The 22,748-nt window shown below is 47.2% G+C and carries 17 protein-coding genes and 10 tRNA genes; 23 read left to right on the forward strand and 4 right to left on the reverse strand.

Annotated features, from left to right (window positions below):
- Nucleotides 1-77 precede the first annotated feature (77 nt).
- The 16 genes from OCU21_RS05600 (at nt 78) to rpoC (ending at nt 14,096) form a co-directional block, all read left to right on the forward strand.
- Nucleotides 78-150 (forward strand) — tRNA-Val (locus tag OCU21_RS05600).
- Between the two features lie 2 nt (nt 151-152).
- Nucleotides 153-225 (forward strand) — tRNA-Lys (locus OCU21_RS05605).
- Nucleotides 226-242: 17 nt separating this feature from the next.
- Nucleotides 243-325: transfer RNA gene (locus OCU21_RS05610), tRNA-Leu, on the forward strand.
- Between the two features lie 44 nt (nt 326-369).
- Nucleotides 370-442, forward strand: a tRNA-Thr gene (locus tag OCU21_RS05615).
- Between the two features lie 4 nt (nt 443-446).
- Nucleotides 447-518 (forward strand) — tRNA-Gly (locus OCU21_RS05620).
- 13 nt (nt 519-531) lie between these two features.
- A tRNA-Leu gene (locus tag OCU21_RS05625) sits at nt 532-617 on the forward strand.
- Nucleotides 618-629: 12 nt separating this feature from the next.
- A tRNA-Arg gene (locus OCU21_RS05630) sits at nt 630-703 on the forward strand.
- 5 nt (nt 704-708) lie between these two features.
- Nucleotides 709-782, forward strand: a tRNA-Pro gene (locus OCU21_RS05635).
- 20 nt (nt 783-802) lie between these two features.
- A tRNA-Gly gene (locus OCU21_RS05640) sits at nt 803-874 on the forward strand.
- Between the two features lie 60 nt (nt 875-934).
- Nucleotides 935-1,008, forward strand: a tRNA-Pro gene (locus tag OCU21_RS05645).
- A gap of 150 nt (nt 1,009-1,158) precedes the next feature.
- A complete protein-coding gene (locus OCU21_RS05650) occupies nt 1,159-1,623 on the forward strand; it encodes a CtsR family transcriptional regulator (RefSeq protein ID WP_261806478.1) in 465 nt (154 codons plus the stop codon).
- A 29-nt stretch (nt 1,624-1,652) separates the two neighbouring features.
- Nucleotides 1,653-4,196 (forward strand): ATP-dependent Clp protease ATP-binding subunit, encoded by a 2,544-nt coding sequence (locus OCU21_RS05655; RefSeq protein WP_261806479.1) that lies wholly within the window; start codon nt 1,653-1,655, stop codon nt 4,194-4,196.
- Nucleotides 4,197-4,307: 111 nt separating this feature from the next.
- Nucleotides 4,308-5,231: a peptidase U32 family protein gene (locus tag OCU21_RS05660; protein ID WP_261806480.1), complete on the forward strand. Its 924-nt coding sequence runs from the start codon at nt 4,308-4,310 to the stop codon at nt 5,229-5,231.
- Nucleotides 5,231-6,481: a peptidase U32 family protein gene (locus OCU21_RS05665; protein ID WP_261806481.1), complete on the forward strand. Its 1,251-nt coding sequence runs from the start codon at nt 5,231-5,233 to the stop codon at nt 6,479-6,481. Before OCU21_RS05660 ends, OCU21_RS05665 begins: the two co-directional genes overlap by 1 nt.
- A gap of 325 nt (nt 6,482-6,806) precedes the next feature.
- On the forward strand, nt 6,807-10,403 hold the full coding sequence (rpoB, locus tag OCU21_RS05670; RefSeq protein ID WP_261806482.1) for a DNA-directed RNA polymerase subunit beta: 3,597 nt from the start codon (nt 6,807-6,809) through the stop codon (nt 10,401-10,403).
- Nucleotides 10,404-10,439: 36 nt separating this feature from the next.
- Nucleotides 10,440-14,096, forward strand: coding sequence for a DNA-directed RNA polymerase subunit beta' (gene rpoC / locus OCU21_RS05675; protein WP_261806483.1), 3,657 nt, complete (start codon nt 10,440-10,442; stop codon nt 14,094-14,096).
- 161 nt (nt 14,097-14,257) lie between these two features.
- On the opposite strand, the gene OCU21_RS05680 is transcribed toward rpoC, so the two are convergent.
- The 4 genes from OCU21_RS05680 to OCU21_RS05695 form a co-directional block, all read right to left on the reverse strand.
- On the reverse strand, nt 14,258-14,899 hold the full coding sequence (locus tag OCU21_RS05680) for an ABC-2 transporter permease (RefSeq protein WP_261806484.1): 642 nt from the start codon (nt 14,897-14,899) through the stop codon (nt 14,258-14,260).
- Nucleotides 14,889-15,614 carry an ABC transporter ATP-binding protein gene (locus tag OCU21_RS05685; RefSeq protein WP_261806485.1) on the reverse strand — a complete coding sequence of 242 codons (726 nt, stop codon included), beginning with the start codon at nt 15,612-15,614 and terminating at the stop codon, nt 14,889-14,891. The genes OCU21_RS05680 and OCU21_RS05685 overlap by 11 nt, the downstream gene beginning before the upstream one ends.
- A complete protein-coding gene (locus OCU21_RS05690; RefSeq protein ID WP_261806486.1) occupies nt 15,607-16,071 on the reverse strand; it encodes a helix-turn-helix transcriptional regulator in 465 nt (154 codons plus the stop codon). Before OCU21_RS05690 ends, OCU21_RS05685 begins: the two co-directional genes overlap by 8 nt.
- Nucleotides 16,072-16,217: 146 nt before the next feature.
- On the reverse strand, nt 16,218-16,970 hold the full coding sequence (locus OCU21_RS05695; protein ID WP_261806487.1) for a prepilin peptidase: 753 nt from the start codon (nt 16,968-16,970) through the stop codon (nt 16,218-16,220).
- A gap of 371 nt (nt 16,971-17,341) precedes the next feature.
- Between OCU21_RS05695 and rpsL the strand changes: the two genes are divergently transcribed.
- The 7 genes from rpsL to rplW all read left to right on the forward strand — a co-directional run bounded on the left by rpsL (nt 17,342) and on the right by rplW (nt 22,723).
- On the forward strand, nt 17,342-17,755 hold the full coding sequence (rpsL, locus tag OCU21_RS05700) for a 30S ribosomal protein S12 (protein ID WP_125600101.1): 414 nt from the start codon (nt 17,342-17,344) through the stop codon (nt 17,753-17,755).
- Between the two features lie 41 nt (nt 17,756-17,796).
- Entirely contained in the window at nt 17,797-18,267 is a 471-nt protein-coding gene (gene rpsG, locus OCU21_RS05705; RefSeq protein WP_125600103.1) for a 30S ribosomal protein S7, read from the forward strand.
- Nucleotides 18,268-18,347: 80 nt separating this feature from the next.
- Nucleotides 18,348-20,435, forward strand: coding sequence for an elongation factor G (gene fusA / locus OCU21_RS05710; protein ID WP_261806488.1), 2,088 nt, complete (start codon nt 18,348-18,350; stop codon nt 20,433-20,435).
- A gap of 386 nt (nt 20,436-20,821) precedes the next feature.
- Nucleotides 20,822-21,130, forward strand: a complete 309-nt coding sequence (gene rpsJ, locus OCU21_RS05715) for a 30S ribosomal protein S10 (protein WP_125600109.1) — start codon at nt 20,822-20,824, stop codon at nt 21,128-21,130.
- 27 nt (nt 21,131-21,157) lie between these two features.
- Complete coding sequence (gene rplC, locus OCU21_RS05720) at nt 21,158-21,790, forward strand: 50S ribosomal protein L3 (RefSeq protein ID WP_261806489.1); 633 nt, start codon at nt 21,158-21,160, stop codon at nt 21,788-21,790.
- A 25-nt stretch (nt 21,791-21,815) separates the two neighbouring features.
- On the forward strand, nt 21,816-22,439 hold the full coding sequence (rplD, locus tag OCU21_RS05725; protein ID WP_125600113.1) for a 50S ribosomal protein L4: 624 nt from the start codon (nt 21,816-21,818) through the stop codon (nt 22,437-22,439).
- Nucleotides 22,439-22,723, forward strand: a complete 285-nt coding sequence (gene rplW, locus OCU21_RS05730) for a 50S ribosomal protein L23 (protein WP_125600116.1) — start codon at nt 22,439-22,441, stop codon at nt 22,721-22,723. Before rplD ends, rplW begins: the two co-directional genes overlap by 1 nt.
- Nucleotides 22,724-22,748 lie beyond the last annotated feature (25 nt).

Raw genomic sequence — 22,748 nt, forward strand, 5'->3', positions numbered from 1 at the left:
ACAGAAGTTAAGCTTCTTAGCGCCGAAAGTAGTTGGTGGGAGACTGCCTGCGAGGATAGGGCGTTGCCACGCTAAATGGAGGTTTAGCTCAGCTGGGAGAGCGTCTGCCTTACAAGCAGAGGGTCACAGGTTCGAGCCCTGTAACCTCCATTGAGTCGTTAGCTCAGTTGGTAGAGCATCTGACTTTTAATCAGAGGGTCGACAGTTCGAGCCTGTCACGACTCATCGTTGGCCCCAAACACGCGGGTGTGGCGGAATTGGCAGACGCGCTAGATTTAGGTTCTAGTGTCCAATGGACGTATGGGTTCAAGTCCCTTCACCCGTATCACAAGGAGCGCCAACGGCGCGAGAAAAGAGAAAAACCAAGATGCCGACTTAGCTCAGTTGGTAGAGCATCTGATTTGTAATCAGAGGGTCGGGCGTTCAAATCGTCTAGTCGGCATAATGCGGAAGTAGTTCAGTGGTAGAACATCACCTTGCCATGGTGGGGGTCGCGGGTTCGAATCCCGTCTTCCGCTTTCATTATAAGACGCCGGGGTGGCGGAACTGGCAGACGCACAGGACTTAAAATCCTGCGGAGAGTGATCTCCGTATCGGTTCGATTCCGATTCTCGGCATTATAATGAAATGCACCCATAGCGCAACTGGATAGAGTGTCTGACTACGAATCAGAAGGTTGTAGGTTCGACTCCTACTGGGTGCATAGTTCGGGAAGTAGCTCAGCTTGGTAGAGCACCTGGTTTGGGACCAGGGGGTCGCAGGTTCGAATCCTGTCTTCCCGATGTTAGTTGATTTTTAAAATGCGGAAGTAGTTCAGTGGTAGAACATCACCTTGCCATGGTGGGGGTCGCGGGTTCGAATCCCGTCTTCCGCTTCTGAGTCTGAAAGGTTGCTTTTGGGCTTTTTTGTTTTAAAGGTATGGCTTAGTTATTTTCGGGAAATAGCTCAGCTTGGTAGAGCACTACGTTCGGGACGTAGGGGTCGCAAGTTCAAATCTTGTTTTCCCGATTGGAGAACGTTGAAAGTGATTTTAAAGCTTTCAGCGTTTTTTGGTATCAGTTGGGAACTTGGTAGTTGGCAGATCGATCAAATTCTTTTATAATGAAGGTCAATGATGGTCAAAAATCAGGTGAGACTGGATAGAAAAGGAATCGATCAATGGCAGGACAAAATATTTCAGATATAATCGAAGCGTATTTGAAACAAATTCTGGCAGCAGAGCAGCAGATAGAGATCAATCGTTCAGAGGTAGCCGCACAGTTTAATTGTGTTCCTTCCCAGATCAATTATGTCATCAAAACGCGCTTCACTACGCAACAAGGCTATTTAGTCGAAAGTAAGCGTGGTGGTGGTGGCTATATTCGCATCGAAAAGATGCAATTCTGTGATCAGGATCATTATCTGGATCGTTTGATCAAGGCGATCGGCACGCAGATCACGCTGTCACGAACACTGATGGCTTTGCAACAACTGATCGAGACAGAGCTGTTGAGTGAACGCGAAGCGCGCTTGCTCGCAACGATGTTGACTGACGAGGCATTACAGATCAACGATCAACGTGTTGCTGAAACAGTGCGTGCAAATATGTTGGTTGCGTTAGTGGACGGTTTACGTTATCGCTGAATTTGATTTAAGGAAAGGCAGGCGTTATCTTGGATAATTTATTTACAGAAAGTGCCAGTAAAGTGCTGGTCATTGCCCAAGAGCAGGCGCGATATTTTCATCATCACGCAGTGGGGACAGAACATTTATTATTAGCTTTGACAATGGAAACGGATGGTATTGCGGGGAAAACCTTGCGCCAATTGACGATCACGCCAGATTATGTCAAAGAGGAGATCGAGCGATTCACCGGCTATGGGTCAGCAACAGCAGAAGGCTCTGATCAAGGCGAAGGTTATTTACCTTATTCGCCCAAGTCTAAGCAGATCCTGGCTTATGCTGGGGATGAAGCAAAGCGTTTAGGCGCGGTCAAGATCGGCACGGAACATATTTTGTTAGGCTTATTGCGCGAAGATGATATCTTAGCAGCGCGGATCCTAACTAATCTGGGGCTGAGTCTCACTAAGACTAAGCAGATCCTTTTGAAAAAAATGGGATTGTCCGATGTTAATTTCAAAAAAGCTCAGGCCAATGGTGGCCGAAATCAGGCAGCTCGTCCTGCCGCAAGTCAAAGTAAGACCTTGACGCCGACCCTAAATTCACTGGCTCGTGATCTGACTGCAGCGGCCAATGAGGCAAAAATGGATCCGGTCGTTGGTCGTGACCGTGAAGTCAAGCGGGTCATTCAGATCTTAAGTCGTCGTACCAAGAACAATCCGGTTTTGGTTGGCGAGCCTGGGGTTGGTAAAACAGCTATCGCAGAAGGCTTGGCTCAACGGATCGTTGCTGGAAATGTCCCTGCTGATATGCGGCAAAAGCGTCTGATGATGCTAGATATGGGCTCATTAGTCGCTGGCACGAAATATCGGGGCGAATTTGAAGATCGTCTGAAGAAAGTGATCGATGAGATCTATCAAGATGGTCAAGTCATTCTTTTTATCGATGAATTGCATACATTGGTTGGTGCCGGGGGCGCGGAAGGCGCGATCGATGCATCGAATATTTTGAAGCCGGCTTTAGCGCGTGGCGAATTGCAATTGATCGGGGCAACGACTTTAGACGAATATCAAAAATACATTGAAAAAGATTCTGCGTTAGAACGGCGTTTTGCCACTGTGCAGATCGATGAACCAACGCCGGCCGAAACAGAATCGATTTTGAAGGGATTACGCCCTCGTTATGAGGCGGCCCATCATGGGGTGACGATCACGGATGAGGCTTTACATGAAGCGGTGATCTTAGCGGATCGGTATATCGTCGGACGTTTCATGCCTGACAAGGCTATTGATTTGATCGATGAATCCGCAGCTAAGGTTCGTCTAGATGAAGCTAGTGATTTAAGCCCACTGGATCAGATCCAACAGGAATTAAACCAGATCATCGCCCAAAAAGAGCAAGCGATCGAGCAACAGGACTTTGAGCAAGCAGCGAATATCCGACAAAAAGAGATGGCTTTGAAAGTCAAGCTTGATGAGGTCATCGCCGCTAATCCGGGCACAGTTCGTTCTGATATTAAAGTCACACCAGAAGATGTGGCCGAAGTGGTTTCTGAGTGGACTGGGGTCCCTTTGACCCAGTTGCAGAAAAAAGAGAGTGAACGGCTGATCAACTTGGAACAGATCCTTCATGATCGCGTCGTTGGTCAAGATGAAGCAGTGACCTCGGTGGCCAAAGCGATCCGTCGTGCTCGCAGTGGGTTGAAAGACCCGCAACGACCAATTGGCTCCTTCCTTTTCCTTGGCCCGACAGGTGTCGGAAAAACTGAGCTGGCTAAGGCCCTGGCTGAAGCTATGTTTGGTTCAGAAGATAATTTGATCCGGATCGATATGTCCGAATTCATGGATCAGTACACGACCTCGCGTTTGATCGGGTCACCTCCTGGCTATGTCGGCTATGATGAGGGCGGTCAATTAACGGAAAAAGTGCGGAACAAACCATACTCTGTCGTGCTTTTCGATGAGGTGGAAAAGGCACATCCTGATGTCTTCAACTTGTTATTACAAGTTTTGGATGATGGTTATTTGACCGATGCCAAAGGTCGGCGCGTTGACTTTCGTAATACGATCTTGATCATGACCTCGAACTTGGGCGCTACTGCGTTACGAGATGATAAGTCGGTTGGCTTTGGTGCTTACTCACCAACTGACCAGCAGGCCGAGATGCACGCAAAGATCATGGAAGCGACTAAGCAATTCTTCCGGCCGGAATTCTTGAATCGGATCGATGAGACTGTGATCTTCCACAGTTTAGATAAGGCCCAATTGCGGACGATCGTGCGGATCTTGTCCAGAAAATTGCAGCAACGTTTGGCTGAACAAAAAATCAGTTTGAAGTTGACACCAGCGGCGATGGACGTGATCGCACAAGACGGTTTTGATCCGGAATATGGTGCGCGCCCATTGCGGCGGGCGATCCAGCGGGATATCGAGGATCGGGTCAGTGAGCTATTGCTAGATCGTACGATTACGGCTGACAGCCAAGTAACGGTCGGCGCTAGTAAAGGTAAGATCACGATCAATGTGAAAGCCCAACCAGCGAAGGCGTCTGCCACCAAGGCCAAAACTAAAGCTAAAAAAGTGGTCAAAACACCTTGATCAATATCTGATTTCAAAAGTGGTACCAGTAAGCTAGATTGTTAACAATCTAGCTTTTTTATTGGGTTTTGTGCTATCCTGTGAAAGAATGAAAAATGAAAGAGGTCCATTATGTCTGAATTAGTAACCACTGTGGCTGATTATGCCCAAGCCGAAGCCGTTATCACTGCCGGCGCTGATCGACTTTATTTGGGTGAAGATGAATTTGGTCTACGCTTACCCCACAGCTTTCAGCGTGCTGAATTAAATGAAATCGTTGAACTGGCCCATCAAAATAACGTTAAGGTCACAGTTGCTGTCAATGCGATCTTTCATAATGATCGCATTGCGATGGTCGGTGAATACTTGCGGTTTTTGGCGCAGATCAAAGTTGATGAAGTCAGTATCGGCGATCCTGGCGCCATCAATATTTTGCAACGAGAACAACTTGGCTTACCTTATATTTATGACGCCGCTGATTTAGTGACCAGTTCTCGACAAATCAATTTTTGGGGTAAACATGGCGCCACGGCGGCTGTGCTCGCTCACGAAGTTCCTTATCAAGAAATGGTTCCTCTAAGCAAAAATGTTGCGATCCCAGTTGAGATCACCGTCTATGGCGCCATCGTTATCCATCAATCGGGGCGCCCGTTACTACAAAATTATTCCAATTTTGTGCAAGAACATTTGGCTCAGACAGATCGCCAACGAGGTTTGTTCATCGCCACGCCTCATCATGAGGAGACGCACTATTCTATTTATGAAGATCGCAACGGGACTCATATCTTTGCTAATAATGACTTGGATCTGCTCACGGATCTGCCGAAACTCTGGGCGCTGGGTTTGCGCCGTTGGAAACTGGACGGATTGTTCGCCGATGTGACGACGTTCTCCCAGATCGTGGCCGTATTTGCTCAAGCGCGGGACCTCCTATTGGCGGGAACGGCGACCCCAGAAGCGTTAGCAGAGCTTGATCGACAAGTTCATGAGCTACAGCCGGCAGCGCGGGGTTTAGATAATGGCTTCTTTGATTTAGATCCAGATGAGGTGAAATAATGTTAACAGCAGTCAAACATCCTGAAGTCCTCGCACCTGCAGGGACACCAGAAAAATTAAAAGTCGCGATCGATTATGGCGCTGATGCCGTCTATATCGGCGGCGATGCTTACGGTCTACGTTCGCGGGCAGGTAATTTCTCTTTTGAAGAAATGCGCGTGGGTGCGGATTATGCCCATCAACACAATGCTAAAGTCTATGTAGCCGCTAATATCGTTGCCCATGAGCAAAATCTTGCTGGAGCAGGTTCTTTTTATCGTCAGGTCCGTGATGCTGGAATCGATGCCGTGATCGTTTCTGATCCTTCGCTGATTGAAACGGCGATCACCGAAGCGCCTGGCTTGAAGGTCCATTTATCGACCCAAGCATCAGCGACGAATTATGAAACATTGAATTTTTGGCAGCATGAGGGATTAGAGCGGGTGGTTCTGGCACGAGAAGTTGGGATCGCCGAGATCAAAGAAATGCGCCAACATACTGACGTTCAGATCGAAGCTTTTGTTCACGGGGCGATGTGTATCGGCTATTCTGGTCGTTGCGTGCTTTCGAATCATTTAAGTTTGCGAGATGCCAATCGTGGGGGCTGTGCTCAAAACTGTCGTTGGAAGTATGACCTATTCGATATTCCTGACCTCGGTCAGAAGCGCGAGTTGCTAGGCCATGGTCCTGATGGTAAGACGGAAAAGTTCTCAATGAGCGCCGTAGATATGGCGATGATCGAACATATCCCTGACTTGGTCGAGGCCGGCGTCGATTCATTGAAGATCGAAGGTCGAATGAAGACGGTCCATTATGTCTCAACGGTCGCTAATGTTTATTCCACTGCGGTCCGTCAATATTGTGCTGATCCAGCTCATTATCAGCTGGATCCAGCTTGGGTGGACGAATTGTGGAAAGTGGCTCAGCGAGAATTGTCGACTGGTTTCTATTACGGAACGCCTGATGAGGACTTCCAGTTGTTTGGCAAACGGCGGCGCTTATCGCATTATGCCTTTGTCGGCGAAGTTTTGGCCTATGATGCAGTGACGAAGCAGGTCACGGTGCAACAACGGAATAATTTTGGCATTGGCGATGAGATCGAATTCTACGGGCCAAATTTTGCGCACCATAAACAGGTCGTAACCGACTTGTTCGATGATCAAGATCAGGCCATCGAACGGGCACCTCATGCGATGCAAGTGGTCCATTTTACTTGCGCGCAACCCGTTCATCCTGGCGATTTTGTGCGAGCTCAGGCACAACATAGCTGATCACGCGCCAATTTTTTGAAAATAGCACATGTGCACAAAATGAGTAAAAGTAATATCGCTTACAATTTGTCAAGTTCTTTACAGGTGGAGATCGCTGTAGTATACTAAATAAGTCTGACAAGAACTGTAGCGAGCGATATTACAGTATCACGACCGATCTTTTGTCCGGTAAGTGATTATATAAGTACAAAGGCAAGGCGTTTGCTGTTGCTTTTGTCTTTTTTTTGCTTAAAAACAGGCGAAATGAACGATTTAATCAAAATGTAATATTTGTCATGACTACGTAATATTGTTGGCTACCGATTTTTTTGAAGGGGTGAACGGTTTGGTAGGACATATCGTGAAATATGGTAAACATCGGACTCGGCGTTCGTACGCGCGAATCAAAGAAGTTCTGGATTTACCTAATTTGATCGAGATCCAAACGAATTCATATCAATGGTTCCTTGATGAAGGTCTAAGCAGCATGTTCCAAGACATTATGCCGATCGACGACTTTGCTGGGAATCTTTCACTTGAATTTGTTGGCTATAAACTTTTAGAACCAAAATATACAGTTGAAGAGGCGCGTCAACATGACGCAAACTATTCAGCACCTTTGCATGTGACTTTGAAGTTGACCAATCATGAGACTAATGAGATCAAAACTCAGGATGTTTTCTTTGGCGACTTCCCTCTGATGACTGAGCAAGGTACTTTTATTATCAATGGTGCTGAACGGGTCATCGTTTCACAATTAGTTCGTTCCCCTGGTGTTTATTTTAATTCTTCGATCGATAAAAACAGTCGCACGCTTTATGGGACAACTGTGATCCCTAACCGTGGCGCATGGCTGGAATATGAATCTGATGCGAAAGACATTTCTTATGTGCGGATCGATCGGACGCGTAAATTACCATTGTCGGTCTTGATCCGAGCATTGGGTTACGGTTCTGATTCAGAGATCATTGATATTTTAGGCGATAATGATAGCCTGATGTCGACTTTGGAGAAAGATGTCCATAAGGATAATACGGATTCACGCGTTACTGAGGCCCTAAAAGATATTTACGAACGTCTCCGCCCAGGCGAGCCTAAGACTGCTGATAGTTCACGCTCATTGCTTTACGCGCGTTTCTTTGATCCAAAACGTTATGATCTAGCGCCAGTCGGTCGTTATAAGATCAATAAGAAGCTTGGTTTGAAACATCGTTTGATCAATCAAACTTTGGCTGAGACTCTGGCTGACCCTGATACTGGGGAGATCTTGGCTGAAAAAGGCAAGTTAGTTGATCGAGAAGTCATGGAGAAGTTGAATCCTTATTTGGCTCGCGATGATTTCAAGACGGTGACTTATGAGCCTTCTGATGAAGGTGTCGTTAAGGATCCGATGACCTTACAAGTCATCAAGGTCGTTTCACCAGACGATCCAGAAAAAGAAGTCAATTTGATTGGAAATGCTAATATCGGCGAGGCGGTCAAGCATATTACGCCTGCTGATATCGTTGCTTCGATCAACTATTTCTTGAATCTCAGTGAAGGCCTTGGCAGCACTGACGATATCGATCACTTAGGCAATCGTCGGATCCGTTCAGTTGGTGAATTACTACAAAACCAATTCCGGATCGGTTTAGCACGGATGGAGCGGGTCGTTCGCGAACGGATGTCGATCCAAGACATCAATACCGTAACGCCGCAACAGTTGATCAATATTCGGCCAGTTGTTGCTTCGATCAAGGAATTCTTTGGTTCGTCACAATTATCCCAGTTCATGGATCAAACCAACCCCTTAGGTGAATTGACGCATAAACGGCGTTTGTCTGCCTTAGGGCCTGGTGGTTTGACTCGTGATCGTGCCGGTTATGAAGTCCGGGACGTTCACTATACTCATTATGGCCGGATGTGTCCGATCGAAACGCCTGAAGGCCCGAACATTGGCTTGATCAATAGTTTGGCTTCTTATGCCGTGGTCAACAAGTATGGCTTTATTGAAACGCCATATCGTCGGGTCGCTTGGACGGATCATAAGGTTACCGATAAGATCGACTATTTGACCGCTGATGAAGAAGATAATTATATCGTTGCTCAGGCCAACTCTATTTTGAACGATGATGGTAGTTTCGTTGACGAAACAGTTCTGGCGCGTCATAAAGATGAGAATATCGAAATCAGCCCTGAAAAAGTCGACTACATGGACGTTTCACCTAAACAAGTTGTTGCGGTCGCAACTGCCTGCATTCCTTTCTTGGAAAATGATGACTCGAACCGGGCCTTGATGGGTGCTAACATGCAACGTCAGGCCGTTCCTTTAGTTGATCCGCATGCACCGTTAGTAGGGACAGGGATGGAATACGTTGCTGCCCATGACTCTGGTGTGGCGATGTTAGCGAAGTATGATGGAACGGTTGAGTTCGTCGATGCTAAAGAGATCCGGACTCGTCGCGAAGATGGTACTTTAGATAAATATCGGTTGATGAAGTTCCGCCGTTCTAATGGTGGTAAGAGTTATAACCAACGGCCGATCGTTGCTAAGGGCGATCATGTCGATGTTGGCGAGATCATCGCTGATGGACCAGCTATGGAAAATGGCGAATTAGCTTTAGGCCAAAATCCATTGATCGCCTTTATGACCTGGAACATGTATAACTTTGAAGATGCGATCGTTTTATCAGAGCGTCTTGTTAAAGATGATATCTATACTTCGATCCATATTGAGGAATATGAATCAGAAGCGCGTGACACGAAGTTAGGACCTGAGGAAATGACTCGGGAGATCCCTAACGTTGGTGAAGATGCGTTGAAAGATCTTGATGAGTTCGGGATCGTGCGGATCGGCGCAGAAGTTCGCGACGGTGATATTTTAGTCGGTAAAGTAACGCCTAAGGGTGTGACTGAACTATCGGCTGAAGAACGTCTGTTGCATGCGATCTTTGGTGAAAAAGCTCGTGAAGTCCGTGATACTTCATTACGGGTCCCTCATGGTGGCGGCGGGATCATTCAAGATGTGAAGATCTTTACCCGTGAAGCTGGTGATGAACTGGCTCCAGGCGTCAATATGATGGTGCGGGTCTATATCACCCAGAAACGGAAGATCCAAGTCGGTGATAAGATGGCCGGCCGTCATGGTAACAAAGGGACGGTCTCCATCGTGGTTCCTGAAGAGGATATGCCGTTCATGCCAGATGGCACGCCGGTCGATATTCTACTGAACCCAATGGGTGTTCCTTCACGGATGAATATTGGCCAGGTCTTGGAACTTCATTTAGGCATGGCTGCCCGCAACTTGGGGATCCATGTATCCACGCCAGTTTTTGATGGGGCCAATGAGAAAGATCTTTGGGATACCGTTGAAGAAGCTGGTATGGCCAGAGATGGGAAGACCGTGCTTTATGATGGTCGGACTGGTGAAGCCTTCCATAATCGGGTTTCCGTTGGGGTCATGTACTATATGAAACTGGCCCACATGGTCGATGATAAGATCCATGCTCGTTCGATCGGGCCTTACTCGCTAGTTACGCAACAACCTTTAGGCGGGAAAGCCCAATTTGGTGGTCAGCGTTTCGGGGAAATGGAAGTTTGGGCCTTAGAGGCTTATGGCGCCGCTTATACCCTGCAAGAGATCTTGACTTACAAGTCTGATGATGTGGTTGGTCGGGTCAAGACTTATGAAGCCATTGTCAAAGGTGAACCAATTCCTAAGCCAGGCGTTCCCGAATCCTTCCGGGTCTTGGTTAAAGAATTGCAGGCGTTAGGATTGGATATGAAGGTCTTAGACGCTGAGCATCAAGAAATCGAACTCCGCGATATGGATGACGATGAAGATGATGTGGTCAACAATGACGCCTTGCAAAAATACTCCGATGAACAAGAAAAGAAACGTCAAGAAGAAGAGGCTCAAAAGGCCTTAGCTGAAACGACGGGTAAAGATCAACCGGCTAAGTAAGCGGTCGATCGACTATAGACAGGGAGGTCTAAATCTTTGATCGATGTAAATAAGTTTGAAAGCATGCAAATCGGACTTGCATCCCCTGATAAGATTCGGAGCTGGTCTTATGGTGAAGTCAAAAAGCCAGAAACGATCAACTACCGGACTTTGAAGCCAGAACGTGATGGGTTGTTCGATGAACGCATTTTCGGACCAACGAAAGATTGGGAATGTGCCTGTGGCAAGTACAAGCGTGTCCGCTATAAGGGCATCGTTTGTGATCGCTGTGGTGTTGAAGTTACCCGCTCGAAGGTTCGGCGCGAACGGATGGGCCATATTGAATTAGCAGCTCCCGTTTCTCATATTTGGTATTTCAAAGGCATCCCTAGTCGGATGGGATTGATTTTAGACATGAGCCCGCGGGCCCTTGAAGAAATCATTTATTTCGCCTCTTACGTGGTGATCGACCCAGCTGATACGACTTTGGAATACAAACAACTGTTGACTGAGCAAGAATATCGGGAACGCTTAGATGAATTTGATGGTAAATTCACGGCCAAAATGGGCGCGGAAGCTATCAAAGAATTATTACAAAAAGTTGATCTCGATAAAGAAATCAAAACGTTAAAAGAAGAATTACAAACAGCCCAAGGTCAGAAACGGACTCGTTCGATCCGGCGTTTGGATATCATCGATGCGTTCAAACAATCTGGTAATCGTCCTGAATGGATGATCATGGATGCGATCCCGGTCATTCCACCAGATCTGCGGCCAATGGTCCAACTTGAAGGTGGTCGTTTTGCGACTTCTGATCTAAACGACCTTTATCGTCGGGTGATCAATCGTAACAACCGGTTGAAACGTCTGCTTGACCTGAATGCACCAAGTATCATTGTCCAAAACGAAAAACGGATGCTACAAGAAGCCGTTGACGCTTTGATCGACAATGGTCGTCGCGGGCGCCCAGTTGCTGGCCCAGGTAATCGTCCACTAAAATCTCTTTCTCATATGTTGAAAGGGAAGCAAGGCCGGTTCCGTCAAAACTTGCTGGGCAAGCGGGTCGACTACTCTGGTCGTTCCGTTATCGACGTAGGTCCAACATTGAAGTTCTATCAATGTGGGGTCCCTCGTCAGATGGCTTTGGAATTATTCAAGCCATTCGTGATGCACGAATTGGTCAAACGAGAAATCGCGTCGAACATTAAAAACGCCAAACGCAAGATCGAACGTCAAGATGATGATGTCTGGGATGTTTTGGAAGATGTGATCAAAGAGCGTCCCGTGCTCTTGAACCGGGCACCAACATTGCACCGTTTGGGGATCCAAGCCTTCGAACCTGTGCTGGTTGATGGTAAATCGATTCGTTTACACCCGTTGGCCTGCGAAGCTTATAATGCCGACTTTGACGGAGACCAGATGGCGATCCATGTGCCTTTATCTGATGAAGCCCAAGCTGAAGCACGGATGTTGATGCTGGCTGCTCACCATATTTTGGCTCCTAAGGATGGTAAGCCGATCGTAACACCATCGCAGGACGTTGTTTTGGGTAACTACTACCTGACCCTTGAAGAACGCGGTCGCGAAGGCGAAGGCATGATCTTCAATAATATCGCCGAAGTTGAAACAGCGATGCAAAATGGTGATGTTCATTATCATTCACGTATCGGTCTTTCGATCGCGTCAATGCCTGAGAAGCCATTCCCAGCGGCACAGCGAAATGGTATCCTTTTGACGACGGCTGGTAAAGCTTTATTCAATCAGGTTCTGCCAACTGATTTTCCTTATTTGAACGAACCATCTAACGCGAACTTAGTTGAGGGTGATTTGGCCAAATTCTATTTGGCGCCTGGGGAAGATATTTACGCTAAATTGGAGCAAGAACCATTAGTAACGCCATTCAAGAAGGGCTTCTTGTCAGATATCATCGCCCAAGTCTTTAAGATCTACAAAGTTCAACGGACTTCTGAATTACTTGATGATATGAAGGAATTAGGCTATACGGTCTGCACGATCTCCGGCTTGACTGTCGGGGTCGCCGATGTTCCAGTTATGCCCGACAAGGATCGGATCGTAGACGATGCTCATAAGAAAGTTGCTAATGTTTCTAAGCAGTTCCGCCGTGGGTTGATCACGGATCAAGAACGTCATGATCGGGTCATTACGATCTGGAATGACGCGAAAGATGAGATCCAACAAGAATTAGTCGATTCCTTTGACCCAGCTAATCCGATTTCAATGATGAGTGATTCTGGCGCCCGGGGTTCGATCTCTAACTTTACCCAGCTCGCAGGGATGCGTGGTTTGATGGCTGCGCCTAACGGTGGGATGATGGAAGTACCCGTTACGTCAAACTTCCGTGAAGGTCTATCAGTCATGGAAATGTTCATGTCGACTCACGGTGCCCGTAAAGGGATGACTGATACGGCCCTGAAGACGGCCGATTCTGGTTACTTGACTCGACGGTTGGTCGATGTTGCCCAAGATGTGATCGTTCGTGAAGAAGACTGTGGCACTGACCGCGGTATTTTGATCAAGGCGATCCGTGAAGGCAATGAATTGATCGAATCCTTGTTTGACCGTTTAGTTGGTCGTTATTTACAAAAATCAGTGATCAACCCAGAAACTGGTGAGATCATTGCTAAGCGTGGCGACCTAGTTGATGAAGACACGGCCCATCAGATCGTTGATGCCGGTGTTGAAGAAGCAACGATCCGTTCCGTCTTTACCTGCGATACCAAACATGGTGTCTGCAAGAAGTGCTATGGTTACAACTTAGCGACTGGCGGCGAAGTCGAAGTCGGCGAAGCTGTCGGAACCGTTGCTGCTCAGTCGATCGGTGAACCTGGTACACAGTTGACCATGCGGAACTTCCACTCCGGCGGTGTTGCCGGTGGCGAAGATATCACGCAAGGGTTGCCACGGGTCCAAGAAATTTTTGAAGCGCGTAATCCTAAAGGTCTTTCTGTTATTAGTGAAGTTACTGGCGAGATCAGCGCCATCGACGAGAATCCGGCGGAGCATACTCGCGAGATCACTGTTGAAGGTAAAACTGATACACGTACTTATAGCGTTCCTTACGCATCGAGTGTGGCTGTCGCTGAAGGCGATCACATCGAACGTGGTGCTAAATTGACTGGTGGGTCGATCGATCCTAAACAGTTGATCCGGGTCCGTGATGTGATCTCAACGGAAAACTATCTCTTGTCTGAAGTCCAAAAAACATATCGGATGCAGGGTGTTGAGATCAGTGATAAGCACGTCGAGGTCATGGTTCGGCAGATGTTGCGGAAGATCCGCGTTTTAGATCCAGGCGACACTGATATTTTACCGGGGACCTTGCTAGATATTGCTGATTTCACGGAACAAAACCAAGCAACTTTGGTCAAAGGTGGCATTCCAGCTACTGGTCGTCCAGTGTTGTTAGGGATCACCAAAGCTTCCTTGGAAACCAACAGCTTCTTGTCAGCGGCATCCTTCCAAGAAACAACGCGTGTTTTAACTGACGCGTCGATTCGCGGCAAGAATGATCCACTGATCGGCTTAAAGGAAAATGTCATTATTGGGAAGATCGTACCGGCTGGGACCGGGATGGCGAAGTATCGTCACATGGAACCAGAAAAAATCGGGGCCTCTTCACAAAGCATTTACTCCATTTCTGATATTGAGAAGAAAATGGAAGCCGATAATGCAGAAGCAACGAGCAAGAAATAAATCAACAAATCATCAGGCGTAAAAGTCATGATGGCGGTGACCTAGTCATCGATCAAAGCCCAGGCGACAGTTGTCGCTTGGGCTTTTTTCTGTACAAAAAAATCCCCAGCCATTATTTGACAGGGGAATTAAAGGACTCTTGGTCTGTTGGATTGCGGTTTTTAGAGGTCAACATGAGCAAAATTGCGGTGTGCATGGCGCGCTGCCAGGCCGGTTGCCACCAGATAGCCGAGGAGGGCCAATAGCAATCCGGGAAGCTGCTTGGTCTGTTCAGCACCGAAAGCCGTGAGCCATTGGTAGCCAGGAAAATGAGGTAGAGCCTCGGCGCCGCCAGCCACGAGCAGGAGCCCTGGCAAACATTTGAGAAAGGCTTGACCGACCTTGGCTGGTCGTCGAAAGTAGGCGGGCAGAAAGGTGAAATTAAAAACGCCAAATATTAGGAAACCCACGGTAAACAAAGTGACATTAGCGCTCAAGCCGACGGGATTTCCGGCCAGGGGCAAAGTCTGTCGTAAATGGGCGAACGGCAGCGTCAGCAGCAGACTTGCCAGTTGCGCGGTGATCGTGACGAGAAATTTGCTTGTGACCAGCGCTTGCCGCGGAATCGGTAGAAGTGCCGTATAGTAGAGATCGTTGGTTTCACGGTTGTAAGTGAAGGAAATGAAGATACCTAGGCAGGAAAAGAGCCAGATCATGACGAGTGGATAAGCGGGAACCAACGCTAAGGGACCCATGCAAGTGAACACAAATAGGTTCGGGTGGGCAGCCAGGCACCATTCTTTTTTCAAGAGGTCAATGCGCATTGTCGGGCACCTCGAGGGCGACAATCATGTCGTCTAAAGTTAGGGCCGTCGCAGAGCGGTGGGCGGCGCTGAAGTGCGCCAGTGTGTCTGCGGCGATGATTTGACCCTGGCGCAAAACAATCAATTCATCGGCGCAGCGCTCCAAGTCATCGGACAAGTGGGTCGCCAGCAAAATACTGATCCCGGAATCGGCTAGCTGGCGCAAAATTGTTTGCAACTGGCGTCGGGCAACTACATCTAGACCGCTGGTTGGCTCGTCGAGGATCAACAATTGTGCCTGGTGGGCCAGCGCTAGCGCCAGCTGATATTTAACTTTCATTCCTGTGGAAAGTTCTTTGACTCGTTGCTGTTCATTTAAATTGAACTGACGGCACAAGGTCAGATAGCGATCTTGGTCCCAGTTAGGAAAGAACTGCCGTGTGATCTTGGTTAGACTGACAAGGCGCTTCTCCCGATAATAATCGGTCGTGCCTAGCACCACACCAATTTGCAGTAGGCTTTCTCGCTGGTGGTCACTGAATGGTTGCTCAAAGAAGCGGATCTGCCCCTGATCGATCGGGCAAATTCCTAAGAGCGATTTGATCAAAGTTGATTTGCCAGCGCCGTTGGGACCGATCAGACCATAGATCTGACCTGGCTCAAGCCGCAATCGAGTCACGTTAAGTTGAAAAGTGGGATATTTCTTGACCAGGTTGGTCACGGTTAGGCTAGACATTGTCGTCACCCTCTGGGAACAAGTGGTGAAAAGCTGGTCCGGTTTGCGCCAGAAATTGGTCCACGGCGACCAAGGCCAGTCCGGCGGTACCAGGATTGGAATCGCCTAAGAGCATCAACTGCGCCCCGTGTGTCAGGCCTAAGGTGGCGCAGGCAGTCGCTGGCAAAGTGACTTGATGTTGATCATCTAACGTGACCACACCAAAAATATGTTTTCCCGGCGGTCCAATCGGAACACCGGTGTTTGCTTCATCGTAGGTCACCAGGGCATTGAGATCGACGTCAAATAGATTTGCTATTGCTAAGCAACGATTGATGTCTGGCAAACTGGCGCCGTTTTCCCACTTTGCGAAAGCTTGGCGGGAGACGTTGAGCCGCTCGGCGACAAACTCTTGCGACCATTGTTTACGTTGACGTAGGCTCCGAATGTTTGCTGCGATAAATTGATTTGCTGTCATTTTGATTCCTCCAATAACTCGATTATACTCAGCAAGTTTCTCGAGGACAGCATTTTAAGGTAACTGATTTTGCAACGACTGGTTGCCACGGAGATTGTTCTGCGGACATGACCGGATCTTGCAGGGCGGTTTGCCCTGAAATCCATTTAAGGAAGCGACCAGAAGCTTTGCCATAGTAGCACCCAGCGTTGGCTTTGGCCAAAGAGTTGCGGGGTGATCAAGGTGGCCACGAACAAATAAGGTAGAAAGGGGATCTGTCGATCAGCGGTTTGCTCGCGCCAAGGGTAGTAGGTCAAAATCAGCAGATTGGCGATGAAGAGGGCGCCTAGGCCAAAGACACTACCGCGATAAAAGAAGATCAGTCCTAGCCAAAAAATATCAGCGCTGCCTAAGCCTTGCGTCAACCGTGCGATCAAGACTAAGCCGCCGATCAACGCCAATGCGGCGAACCAATGCGGGCCGCCGGTGGGGAAAGGGGTCACTAAAAGTAACACACTACAAATGAGCAGGGTGCGTTGATAAACATAATGATTGGTCCAATCTGCTAATGCACAAACAAATAAACCGCCCAAGGCGATGAAGTCGGCCAGTTGATAATCGCCGGCAAAGTTGACCAGCCAACAAGCACTCAGGCCGCCCAGCCATTCGCGCAGGGTCGAGGCCACGGCGATCGGTTGCTGGCAGTGGCGACAGCGACCGTGGTGGTGCCCGTAACTGATGATCGGGATCAAGTCGGCCCAGGTCAGCGGCCATAAACAAGTCGCGCAGTGCGAAGGGGTGAAGACCACGTCGGCCGCTGGTCCCCGTTCAACAACTAATTGACCGAAGGAGCCTAAACTAGCGCCCAGAAAGAAAATCAAAATCAAGAGCATTGTTTTTTCAAGCCAAAGAATCGCCAAATAAATCTGCCTCCATTATTACTTGCACCCTGCATCTGTGTTAAAATGAAATACGTCAAAACAACGATTTTCCTTTTATTTTGCCATTCCTATTTTTCAAGAATTCGATCAGGAGAAGATAACATCCTGTTTGTTCTATAAAAAATCAGGTGAGTGTGCTGAATAATCGCCGAAAAAGCGTGGAAATGGTTTGACAGTATGGGCGCTTCGTGATAATGTATTAAAGGTGCTTTCTGGATATTGTTCGATACTTCGGTGTCCGTGCTGCTCTATTCGAAGCTATCAAATGTTCAGGCCTTTATTTTTTACCAAAAAATGAACCGCCTGGATGTGTGTACTTAAATTTGAAATAAAACTGAGGAGGATCCTTGATGCCAACTATTAACCAATTGGTACGTAAAGGCCGTAAATCAAAAGTTTCAATGTCAGATTCACCTGCTTTGAACTTTGGTTACAACAGTAAGAAAAAGTCATTAACTTCAAATCCTGCACCTCAAAAACGTGGTGTAGCTACTCGTGTAGGGACAATGACTCCTAAGAAACCTAACTCCGCTTTGCGGAAGTATGCCCGTGTTCGTTTGTCTAACTTGATCGAAGTTACCGCCTATATCCCTGGTATCGGTCATAACTTGCAAGAGCATAGTGTCGTCTTGATCCGTGGCGGTCGTGTCAAAGACCTTCCTGGTGTTCGTTATCACATCGTTCGTGGTGCTTTAGATACCGCGGGTGTAACTGACCGGAAACAAAGCCGCTCTAAGTACGGTGCTAAGCGCCCTAAGAAATAGCATTTTAATCTGACCATAACCATTACTAGGAGGTTTACTCAATGCCAAGAAAAGGTAATGTGGCAAAACGTGACGTCTTGCCAGACCCAATCTATAATTCAAAACTCGTTTCCCGCTTGATCAACCATTTGATGCTTGACGGCAAACGTGGTACCGCATCAACGATCTTATACGATGCTTTTGATATCATCAAAGAAAAAACAAGCAAAGATCCACTTGAAGTATTCGAAGAAGCCATGAAGAACGTTATGCCAGTTCTTGAAGTTAAAGCTCGCCGTATCGGTGGTTCTAACTATCAGGTGCCGATCGAAGTTCGTCCAGAACGTCGGACGACTTTAGGCTTACGTTGGATCGTTAGTTATGCTCGTTTGCGTAACGAACATACCATGGACGAACGTTTAGCTAACGAGATCATGGATGCTGCTAATAACACGGGGGCTTCCGTTAAGAAACGTGAAGATACCCATAAGATGGCAGACGCTAACCGTGCTTTCGCCCACTATCGTTGGTAAGATTCTGATTGAGCAGCTCCGGCAAATCGCACGAGCGGCTCAATTTTATCTAGATTACTTTTTGAGAGGAGAAACTTTGAATGGCTAATAAACGTGAATTCCCTTTGGAAAAAACACGTAATATCGGGATCATGGCTCATATCGATGCCGGTAAAACAACGACCACTGAACGGATCCTGTACTACACAGGTAAAATCCACAAAATTGGTGAAACCCATGAAGGGGCTTCACAAATGGACTGGATGGCACAGGAACAAGAACGTGGGATCACGATCACTTCCGCTGCGACAACTGCGCAATGGAAAGACTATCGGATCAACATCATCGATACTCCCGGACACGTGGACTTTACTATTGAAGTTGAACGTTCATTGCGGGTACTTGATGGTGCCATCACGGTTTTGGATGCTCAATCTGGGGTTGAACCACAAACTGAAAATGTTTGGCGGCAAGCAACCACATACGGTGTTCCTCGTTTAGTTTTCGTTAACAAAATGGACAAGATCGGCGCAGACTTTGACTATTCTGTTTCGACTTTACATGACCGTTTACAAGCAAATGCCCACGCTGTTCAAATGCCGATCGGTGCTGAAGACCAGTTCGAAGGCGTGATCGACTTGATCGACATGGTTGCTGACTTGTATGACGAAGATGCTTTAGGTACGAAATGGGATACAGTTGCCGTACCTGATGAATACAAGGCTGAAGCTGAAAAACGGCGGAATGAATTAGTTGAAGCCGTTGCTGACGTTGATGACAACATCATGGAGAAATATCTCGAAGGTGAAGAAATCACTAACGACGAATTGCGTCACGCTATTCGCGAAGCAACGATCAATTTGAAATTTTACCCTGTTTTAGCCGGTTCTGCTTTCAAGAACAAAGGTGTGCAAATGTTGATGGATGCAGTCGTTGACTACTTGCCATCACCTTTGGAAGTTCGCCCTTATAAATCAGTTGATCCTGCTACTGGCGAAGAGATCGACTTATTGGCTGACGATGACGCACCGTTCGCTGGGTTGGCCTTCAAGATCGCAACTGACCCATTTGTTGGCCGGTTGACCTTCTTCCGGGTTTACACGGGGACTTTGATTGCAGGTTCATACATCTTGAACGCAACGAAAGACACGCGTGAACGTGTTGGTCGTTTGCTACAAATGCATGCCAACCACCGTCAAGAGATCCCAGAAGTCTTCTCTGGTGATATTGGCGCGGCGATCGGTTTGAAGAACACCACCACTGGGGATTCTTTGACTGATCTCAAGCGGCCCTTGATTTTGGAATCAATGGAGATCCCTGAACCAGTTATTCAGGTTTCAATTGAACCGAACTCTAAAGAAGACCGGGACAAGATGGATCTTGCTTTGCAAAAACTTGCTGAAGAAGATCCAACCTTCCGTGCAGAAACAAACCCTGAAACTGGCGAAACGCTGATCTCCGGGATGGGCGAGTTGCATTTGGACATCATCGTTGACCGGATGCGTCGTGAATTCAAGGTTGAAGCTAAAGTCGGTGAACCACAAGTTGCCTACCGTGAGACCTTCACGAAACAAACCTCTGCTCAAGGTAAGTTTGTTCGTCAGTCTGGTGGTAAAGGTCAATATGGTGACGTTTGGATCGAATTTACTCCGAATGAAGAGGGTAAAGGCTTCGAATTCGAAAACGCCATTGTTGGTGGGGTCGTACCTCGTGAATATATCCCGTCAGTAGAACAAGGCTTGAAAGAATCAATGGCTAATGGCGTCTTAGCTGGTTATCCATTGATCGACGTTAAGGCTAAGCTCTATGATGGTTCTTATCACGAAGTCGATTCTTCTGAAGCGGCCTTCAAGGTTGCGGCTTCAATGTCATTGCGGGCGGCTTCTAAGACAGCTGGCGCCGTGATCCTTGAACCAATCATGAAGGTTGAAGTTGTGGCACCTGAGGATTACTTAGGCGATGTTATGGGCCAGATCACTGCACGTCGTGGTCGTGTCGATGGCATGGAAGCGCGTGGTAACGCTCAAGTCGTTAATGCCTCTGTTCCATTGGCAGAAATGTTTGGTTATGCGACTACCTTGCGTTCAGCAACTCAGGGTCGTGGTACCTTCACAATGGTCTTTGATCATTACGAAGCAGTACCAAAATCGATCCAAGAAGAAATCATCAAGAAAAATGGTGGCAACTAATTAGTTGCGCATGACTGTTATTCCGAAAAGCACGTTCGCCTGTTGGTGAGGGTGCTTTTTTTGTTGGCCATCCACTTTATAATAGAAGAAATAATATTTTTTTGAGATGCTCTGTCTCTGCAAAAAAAAAGATGAAGCCGCTTCCGCTTTTTGACCATAAAAAAACTTGAATAATTTAGAGAAAAACCTTGAAATCGCAAGGCTTTTCCAGTAATATAGATAAAGTGCTCAGTTCCAGGGGTGTAGTACGCCCTAGGGGTGCTGCGCAACAAACAAGGGCGTTGAAGTGAGAGGTTGCGACACACCCGGCCGCATTGCCACGACGGTTATGTTGGTAATTCCCACGGAGCTTGTCCATTAATGTGACGAAAAGGAGGTAAATTTCCATGGCAAAACAAAAAATTCGGATTCGGTTGAAGGCCTATGAACATCGTATCTTAGACCAATCAGCTGAAAAGATTGTTGAAACGGCAAAACGTACTGGTGCTGCAATTAGCGGGCCAATCCCATTGCCAACAGAGCGTAGCCTTTATACGGTGATCCGTTCACCACATAAGTACAAGGACTCACGTGAACAATTCGAGATCCGGACGCACAAACGTTTGATCGATATCGTTAACCCAACTGCTAAAACAGTTGATGCGTTGATGAAACTCGACTTACCAAGTGGTGTCGATATCGAAATCAAATTATAATAAACCAAAGAAAATGGAGGTGTAGTCATGGCTAGAAAAGGAATCTTAGGGAAAAAGGTTGGAATGACCCAGATCTTTACGGAAAATGGCGAATTGATCCCCGTTACTGTGATCGAAGCAAGCGCGAACGTTGTTTTGCAAATCAAGACAACTGAAACAGACGGTTACGAAGCAGTTCAATTAGGTTATCAAGACGTTCGTGAAGTTCTGTCTAACAAACCAGCTAAAGGTCATGCTGCTAAGGCAAAAACGGCTCCTAAGCGCTTCATTCGCGAAATTCGTGATGTTGAGCTAGGAGATTACGAAGTCGGCGCTGAAGTAAACGTCGACGTGTTCAACGAAGGTGACGTTGTTGACGTTACTGGTATCACGAAGGGTCATGGTTACCAAGGTAACATCAAGCGTTTCGGCCAATCACGCGGACCTGAGACTCACGGTTCTCGTTATCACCGGATCCCTGGTTCAATGGGCTCGATCATCAACCGTGTCTTCAAAGGCAAGATGTTGCCAGGACGCATGGGTAATGACAAGGTCACGATCCAGAACTTAATGATCGCGCGCGTTGATCCTGAACGGAATGTTTTGTTGATCAAGGGCAATGTCCCTGGTGCTAAGCATTCATTCGTTACAGTTAAATCCGCAATCAAATTAACAAAGTAGAAATTGAGAAAGGAGGATTTTCGTAATGGCAAATGTCACACTTTATAAACAAGATGGAACTGAGAATGGTACCGTTGCTTTAAACGATGCGATTTTCGGGATCGAACCTAACAACAGCGTTGTCTTCGATGCTGTCGTCATGCAACGTGCTTCTTTACGTCAAGGGACACACGCTGTCAAGAACCGTTCTGCGGTCCGCGGCGGTGGTCGTAAACCTTGGCGGCAAAAGGGTACTGGTCGCGCTCGTCAAGGCTCGATTCGTTCTCCACAATGGCGTGGTGGTGGGATCGTCTTCGGACCTACACCTCGTTCATATGCTTATAAATTACCTAGAAAAGTACGGCGTTTAGCAATCAAATCAGTTCTTTCGCAAAAGGTTCTCGATGGTGATTTGATTGTTGTGGACGGATTGAACTTCGACCAACCAAAGACAAAAGCATTCGCTGATGTTTTAGCAGGGTTGAATGTTGCGACAAAGGCATTAGTTGTTCTGGAAGCTGACAATGATTTTGCAGCTTTATCAGCACGCAACTTGCCAAACGTCACAGTTGTGGAAGCTGACGGCATCAACGTGTTAGATATCGTCAACAACCAGAAACTGATCTTAACACAAGCCGCTCTTGCTAAAATCGAGGAGGTGCTTGGTTAATGGCCGCACATGATATTATTATTCGTCCGATCGTGACGGAACAATCCATGAACATCATGGAAGATAAGAAATACACGTTTGAAGTTGCTGTCAACGCGAACAAAATCGCGGTTCGTCACGCAATCGAAGAAATCTTTGGCGTTAGCGTTAAAGAAGTCAACATTTTGAACGTTCGTGGTAAAAAGAAACGTTATGGCCGTTATGAGGGTTACACAAAGAAACGTCGGAAAGCAATCGTTACTTTGACACCTGATTCTGATGAAATCAAGATTTTTGAAGATTAGTCATAACTAGAATAATACAGGAGGA

It is taken from the genome of Lapidilactobacillus luobeiensis, from assembly GCF_024345205.1.
Lineage (GTDB): Bacteria > Bacillota > Bacilli > Lactobacillales > Lactobacillaceae > Lapidilactobacillus > Lapidilactobacillus luobeiensis.